Raw genomic sequence first — 5431 nt, forward strand, 5'->3', positions numbered from 1 at the left:
TAGTTTGGCTATGGATTAAGTTGATTTTCATATTCTGCATATAATATTTAATTTGTTGCATAATTATATAGGAAAAAGAGAAAACTCCGGTATTATGCAGCAGTTGCACAACGTGGTTTTTTGTTATCTTGTAGGGACACACTGCGTGTGTCCGAATTTTAACCTATTGAAATAATTTGATTTTATAACGGACACACGCAGTGTGTCCCTACGTTTTGGTTAAAATTTCTGTTTTGTGCATTTGCTACATAATACCGGAAAACTCTGCTAAAATTCACCGCTCTTTTTGATGGTAGTGTGGTGTATATGTCCAATAAAAAAATAGGATTATTTGCGTTAACGGCACTGGTGCTCAGTTCTATGATTGGATCTGGGATTTTCAGTTTACCGCAAAATATGGCTGAAGTAGCCGGTGTGAAAGCACTATTGATTGGTTGGGCAATCACCGGTGTCGGTATTGTCTTTCTAGGGCTGTCTTTTTTCTTTTTATCCCGTCTTCGCCCGGATCTCAATGGCGGTGTTTATATTTATGCCAAAGAAGGATTTGGTGGTTTAGTGGGCTTTTTTTCTGCTTGGGGATATTGGCTTTGCTCCGGTATCGGCAGCGTGAGTTATCTTGTGGTGGCTTTTGAAGGCATCGGTACTTTTGTGGATACACCGGAACAGATCATTTTTGGCACGGGCAGTACCTTCTATGCCATTTTAGGCGCTTCACTTGTCGTTTGGCTGGTGCATTGGCTGATTGCCCGTGGTGTTAGAGAAGCGGCATTTGTGAATATACTGGCTACACTCGTTAAAGTGTTCCCTTTGATTTTATTTATTATTCTAGCCGCACTTTATTTCTCGCCAACGCAGTTTTTTAGCGATTTTGAGGGGAAAACCGTGATGAATCAAAATCAATCAATGGATCTGCTCACGCAAGTGAAAAACACGATGTTGATAACCCTTTGGGTCTTTGTAGGGGTTGAAGGCGCCTCAATTTTATCAGGACACGCAAAAAGACAGCGTGATATTGGTACGGCAACGGTGCTTGGTATTTGTATCACTTTAGTGCTTTATGTGGCGATTACCGTCTTGTCGTTTGGTGTTTTGCCACGTGAAACGATAAGTATGATGTCAAATCCGTCTATGGCACCGATTTTAGAATCAATGATTGGGAAAGTGGGGAAAATGATGATTACTTTCTGTTTAATTGTTTCTGTACTCGGTTCATATATCAGTTGGACAATGTACTGCACCGAAGTGCCTTATCGAGGTGTAGAAAGCGGTGCATTTCCGCGTATGTTGAGTAAACTCAATAAAAATAATACGCCGATTAATTCTCTTTGGTTCACCAATATTGTCATTCAGCTTTGTTTAATTTTGGTGTTATTTACCAGCCAAAGTTATACAAAATTGATTTCTCTTGCTTCCTCGATGATTTTGGTTCCCTACATTCTTATTGGGGCGTATTTATTTAAATTAGCCCGACAATGCAAGGCAAAATGGTATATTCAACTTACCGGTTTGATGGCAACCCTTTATGGTTTGTGGATTGTTTATGCCGCCGGTATGGATTATTTGTTTTTATCCGTTGTGTTATACGTCCCGGGTGTGATGGTTTATTTATATTCCCAATATCAGCAAAAAGGTAAGATTGATCTCTGTAAAAAAGAATGGGGCTTATTGATCATATTAATCGGTATATTTTTAATGGCGTGTTGGGCGTTATCTCAAGGTTTGCTTTCTATTTAGGAGAAATTGTGAAATTTTCTGTAAAAATTGCGGTGATATTCACCGCACTTGGCGGCGTAGCTTGTACCACCTTAAGCAAAACACCGGTGAAATCTATTGATATTTATGTGAAACCTTATTATTCCGCTGAAAAAGGCAAAGCACAAAATGTTTTTGTACATAATCAGCTTGATCCTATGTTGCGGGAAAATACTTTAAATGGATATCAAAGGGCGGTCAAATTTGTGGAAGAAAATTCAGCCCGCATTTCTCCGATCACCTTGTTTACCCTGTCAGCACGAGCCTATGATTTTGGCTTGCGTGATGAGGCGGTGAAATGGTTTTATCGGGGACAAAATCGTTTAATTACTGCATTGTATGTTTTGGATTTGCCTAAGGCGAGCATAGCGGAAAATACAGGCTTTAGCCAAATCGTGGGGCAATTTATCAATCCTTATGCTTTTTGTGATCTGAACAAGCAGCGTCAATTGGCAGAGGAAGCGATAAATTGGGTGATTGCGCATCCCTATGAGATTGTTTTGATGAAAGCCTTACCTTCTAAATTTCAAGATCGCCATAGCGCTTTAAAAGTGGCGGAAGCCAAATTAAAGGTTCGTTTGAAGGAGCAGGAGGCATTTTTCGCCGATCCTAAAAATAAAGAAAAATGGCAACAAGAGCGGTTGGAAAATGATGTCAATGAACGGTTTTGCTGGTAATAAAAATCCCTCAATGTTGAATTGAGGGATTATTTTTTATCAAGAAAGGGATTATTGCGTCATATTTTTAACGGATTTTAAGAAACCTTGAGCGCTGTCAAAGACGGCAGATTTACCTTGAGCGGTTAAAATCATATCGGATATTTCACGAAATGCCCCTTTCCCCCCACCGAGGGAAAGCACATAGTCGGAGGCATTTTTTACATAAACAGGGGCATCAGCCACCGCAAAAGAAAGTCCACAGACGGCAAAAGCAGGGAGATCCACAGTATCATCGCCAATATAAGCGGTTTCTTCAGGGGTTACACCGGCTTGTTTCATTAATTCAAAACAGGCGCTTTCCTTCTCTAATTTACCAAGAAAGAATAGGGTGATACCGAGATCCGCAATGCGGCGGCGTAAAATCGCCGAATCTCTACCGGAAAGCACAGCAACTTGAATACCTGATTCCATCAACATTTTAATCCCCAAACCATCACGTACGTGGAAACTTTTAATGGCTTCGCCATGGAGATCATAGTGGAGCTGTCCATCAGTCAGCACACCATCTACATCGGTAATCACTAATTTTATTTTTTCGAGTTTTTGTTGCATTTGGCTTCCTTAGCTTGAAAATTCGATTAAACCCACGACGTTGTTTTCATCATCAACCACCACAAGAGAATGAATTTTTTTCGCTTTCATAAAATCTTCTGCTTTCGCTAAAAATTCGTTTTGGTTAATGGTTTTTGGTGAGCTTGTCATAAAATCTTGTGCCGTTTTATTAAGAGTGCTTTCACCATTGGCGGTGAGGGCGCGGCGGATATCCCCATCAGTGATAATGCCTTTCAATTTTTTATTTTCCATCACCAGTGCCACCCCCATTCGTCCTTCATTCATCACAGTTAAACAATCGGTGAAATTTGTCTTAGGTGAAATAATCGGGAGCCGGGTTTGCATTTGATCTTTTACCCGACAAAGCAGACGGCGGCCAAGGCTACCGCCCGGATGAAATTTTGCAAAATCAGCAGGTTGGAAATGTCTTGCTGTGATAAGGGATACCGCAAGGGCATCACCCAATGCCAATGTGACAAGGGCAGAGGTCGTTGGTGCAAGATTATTTGGGCAGACTTCACGCTCAACCGTAATATCCAATACATAATCTGCATGGCGGGCAAGGGTCGAATTTTTATTACTGGTGAGGGCGATAATTTTATTGCCGAAATTTTTCAGACTTGGAATGAGTTTGTTCACATCATCGGTTTCGCCACTGTAGGAAATCAACATCACAATATCAATGGGTTTAAGCATACCCAGATCACCGTGAAACGCCTCTGTTGGGTGAAGAAAGAAACTTGGTGTACCGGTGGAGGCAAAGGTGGCAACCATTTTTTTTCCAATTAAGCCCGATTTACCAATCCCGCCAATGACGAGGCGACCTTGACAAGCCAAAATCAACTCAACGATTTGGTTGAAATTTTCGTCTAAACGTTGGCTTAATTGCATGAGCGCAAGGCTTTCTACGGAAAGCGTATCCCGTGCAATTTGTAGATAGTTCATAAATATTCCTAAAGTGCGGTTAAAATTGCGGTTATTTTATCTGAATAACTACCTAATTTAAACTCATAAAAAAGCTATTATTATCAATTGGATATGATGATTTTTTATAAAAATGTTCCGAAATTTGTAAAAATGTTCCGAAACTATGACTTAGTTGGTTGAACAATTTTATCTTTTCGGATGTAACGTTTGGTCATTTGAGGTGAGGCGTGACCGAGTTGTTTTTGGGCCGATTCAGTATTGGAAGAAAGGAAAGTATCTGTTCCGGCTTTGGCTCGCAGATCGCGAAATTGGACGGCTAGAATTTCATCAGAAAATTCGGGGTAGGCATCAGCCGCTTTTTGTCTGATTTTAGAAAACCAAAATGTAAGTGTATCTCTTTTTAGCTTGTTACCGTGTTTATTTCTAAAGATATAATCATGGGTTGATGATAACCTTTTATCTAAGATCGTTTTCAATTTTCCTACAATAGCAATACGTACTTTAGCCTTTGTTTTTTGTTGGGTGATGTTGAGTGTGTTGTCCATTATTTGTTTACGATGAATATTAACAATATCAATAGGTCGTTACCCTGTGAGATAGGCAATATCAATTAAATCTTGTAATTGCTCATCTGCAAAGTAGTAGATTTTTTCTAGAATATGATCTTCAATGTAAATATCACGAAATTTTATTTTGTAACGCTGTACACCTTCACTAGGGCAAGAGTATTTTGTATACCCCCACTCACGTGCTTTAGTCCAAATGTGGTGAAAGAGGGCGATCTCATTATTTGCTGAACCGGTGCTGCTTTTGCGCCATTCAAGATATTGCTTGATATGATAAGGCTCGATTTTATCTAATGGAGCAGGAGGGTTGCCGAAAAATGCAAGCAAATTTTTTAAATAAGATCTATGTAATCTTTGCGTACCCTGTGCTTTAAGTGGGATGACTTCTGTATGATACCGCGTTGCGACAGTCACAAATGTAATTATGTTCTCTCTTATCTTAACCCTGTCACAGTTAAGCCTTGCTGTTTCTAATACGGCTAAATGCTTATCTATTCCTAACGGCTTTTCTTTTTTGTCGCTCATTACATAATAGTAATATGTGACAACTTTTCCATTCTTTCTTTGACGTTTCCGGCAAATTAAATTTTGTGGCAAGCCTTGATTTTCTCTTTTACGTGGACGAGCCATCATTACCTCCTAAACTTGTAATACAGCAGGTTTCCAAGGGATTTCTTCGTGTGATTGGACTTCTTGAGTTGTTGAACGTGATTTGGATTTGTCGTAATCTCTGCGAACAATAGGGTACCCGTTGGCATTTTCTTTGAAAGGGATACCCATAGTATTGAGTTGCTCAATAATGAGCGATTTATTTTTTCTTCCCGTCAGAAACTCAATTTCAGGTTTGGAAAGAAAGTCTTCATAGATATTAATTTCCATATTTCCTCCCTCACTTCAAAATATCCGGCACTTCAA

Annotated in this window: 7 protein-coding genes; 2 read left to right on the plus strand and 5 right to left on the minus strand. The window is 39.6% G+C overall.

Annotated elements, in window-relative coordinates; genetic code table 11:
• The first annotated feature begins 306 nt into the window (after positions 1-306).
• Together BKK50_RS11310 and BKK50_RS11315 are read left to right on the plus strand one after the other, a co-directional pair.
• Positions 307-1734, plus strand: a complete 1428-nt coding sequence (locus tag BKK50_RS11310) for a basic amino acid/polyamine antiporter (RefSeq protein ID WP_077418162.1) — start codon at positions 307-309, stop codon at positions 1732-1734.
• 8 nt (positions 1735-1742) lie between these two features.
• Positions 1743-2429, plus strand: coding sequence for a hypothetical protein (locus BKK50_RS11315; protein WP_077418164.1), 687 nt, complete (start codon positions 1743-1745; stop codon positions 2427-2429).
• Between the two features lie 51 nt (positions 2430-2480).
• On the opposite strand, the gene BKK50_RS11320 is transcribed toward BKK50_RS11315, so the two are convergent.
• The 5 genes from BKK50_RS11320 to BKK50_RS11335 all read right to left on the minus strand — a co-directional run bounded on the left by BKK50_RS11320 (position 2481) and on the right by BKK50_RS11335 (position 5395).
• Entirely contained in the window at positions 2481-3023 is a 543-nt protein-coding gene (locus BKK50_RS11320; RefSeq protein ID WP_077418166.1) for a KdsC family phosphatase, read from the minus strand.
• Positions 3024-3032: 9 nt separating this feature from the next.
• The gene (locus tag BKK50_RS11325; protein ID WP_077418168.1) at positions 3033-3968 is read right to left on the minus strand and encodes a KpsF/GutQ family sugar isomerase; all 936 of its coding nucleotides are present in this window, start codon (positions 3966-3968) and stop codon (positions 3033-3035) included.
• Between the two features lie 143 nt (positions 3969-4111).
• Complete coding sequence (locus tag BKK50_RS12985) at positions 4112-4528, minus strand: tyrosine-type recombinase/integrase (RefSeq protein ID WP_341864594.1); 417 nt, start codon at positions 4526-4528, stop codon at positions 4112-4114.
• 6 nt (positions 4529-4534) lie between these two features.
• Positions 4535-5146, minus strand: coding sequence for a phage integrase SAM-like domain-containing protein (locus tag BKK50_RS12990; protein WP_244149460.1), 612 nt, complete (start codon positions 5144-5146; stop codon positions 4535-4537).
• A gap of 9 nt (positions 5147-5155) precedes the next feature.
• The gene (locus BKK50_RS11335; RefSeq protein WP_244149461.1) at positions 5156-5395 is read right to left on the minus strand and encodes a DUF4224 domain-containing protein; all 240 of its coding nucleotides are present in this window, start codon (positions 5393-5395) and stop codon (positions 5156-5158) included.
• Positions 5396-5431: the final 36 nt, after the last annotated feature.

The organism is Rodentibacter rarus (assembly GCF_001998965.1).
GTDB classification, from domain to species: domain Bacteria; phylum Pseudomonadota; class Gammaproteobacteria; order Enterobacterales; family Pasteurellaceae; genus Rodentibacter; species Rodentibacter rarus.

What these genes read in the sequence shown, in the direction of transcription:
- BKK50_RS11325 (WP_077418168.1), bottom strand. Translation starts at nt 3,968, where the DNA reads ATGAACTATCTACAAATTGCACGGGATACGCTTTCCGTAGAAAGCCTT.
- BKK50_RS12990 (WP_244149460.1), bottom strand. Translation starts at nt 5,146, where the DNA reads ATGGCTCGTCCACGTAAAAGAGAAAATCAAGGCTTGCCACAAAATTTA.
- BKK50_RS11335 (WP_244149461.1), bottom strand. Translation starts at nt 5,395, where the DNA reads ATGGAAATTAATATCTATGAAGACTTTCTTTCCAAACCTGAAATTGAG.
- BKK50_RS11320 (WP_077418166.1), bottom strand. Translation starts at nt 3,023, where the DNA reads ATGCAACAAAAACTCGAAAAAATAAAATTAGTGATTACCGATGTAGAT.
- BKK50_RS11310 (WP_077418162.1), top strand. Translation starts at nt 307, where the DNA reads ATGTCCAATAAAAAAATAGGATTATTTGCGTTAACGGCACTGGTGCTC.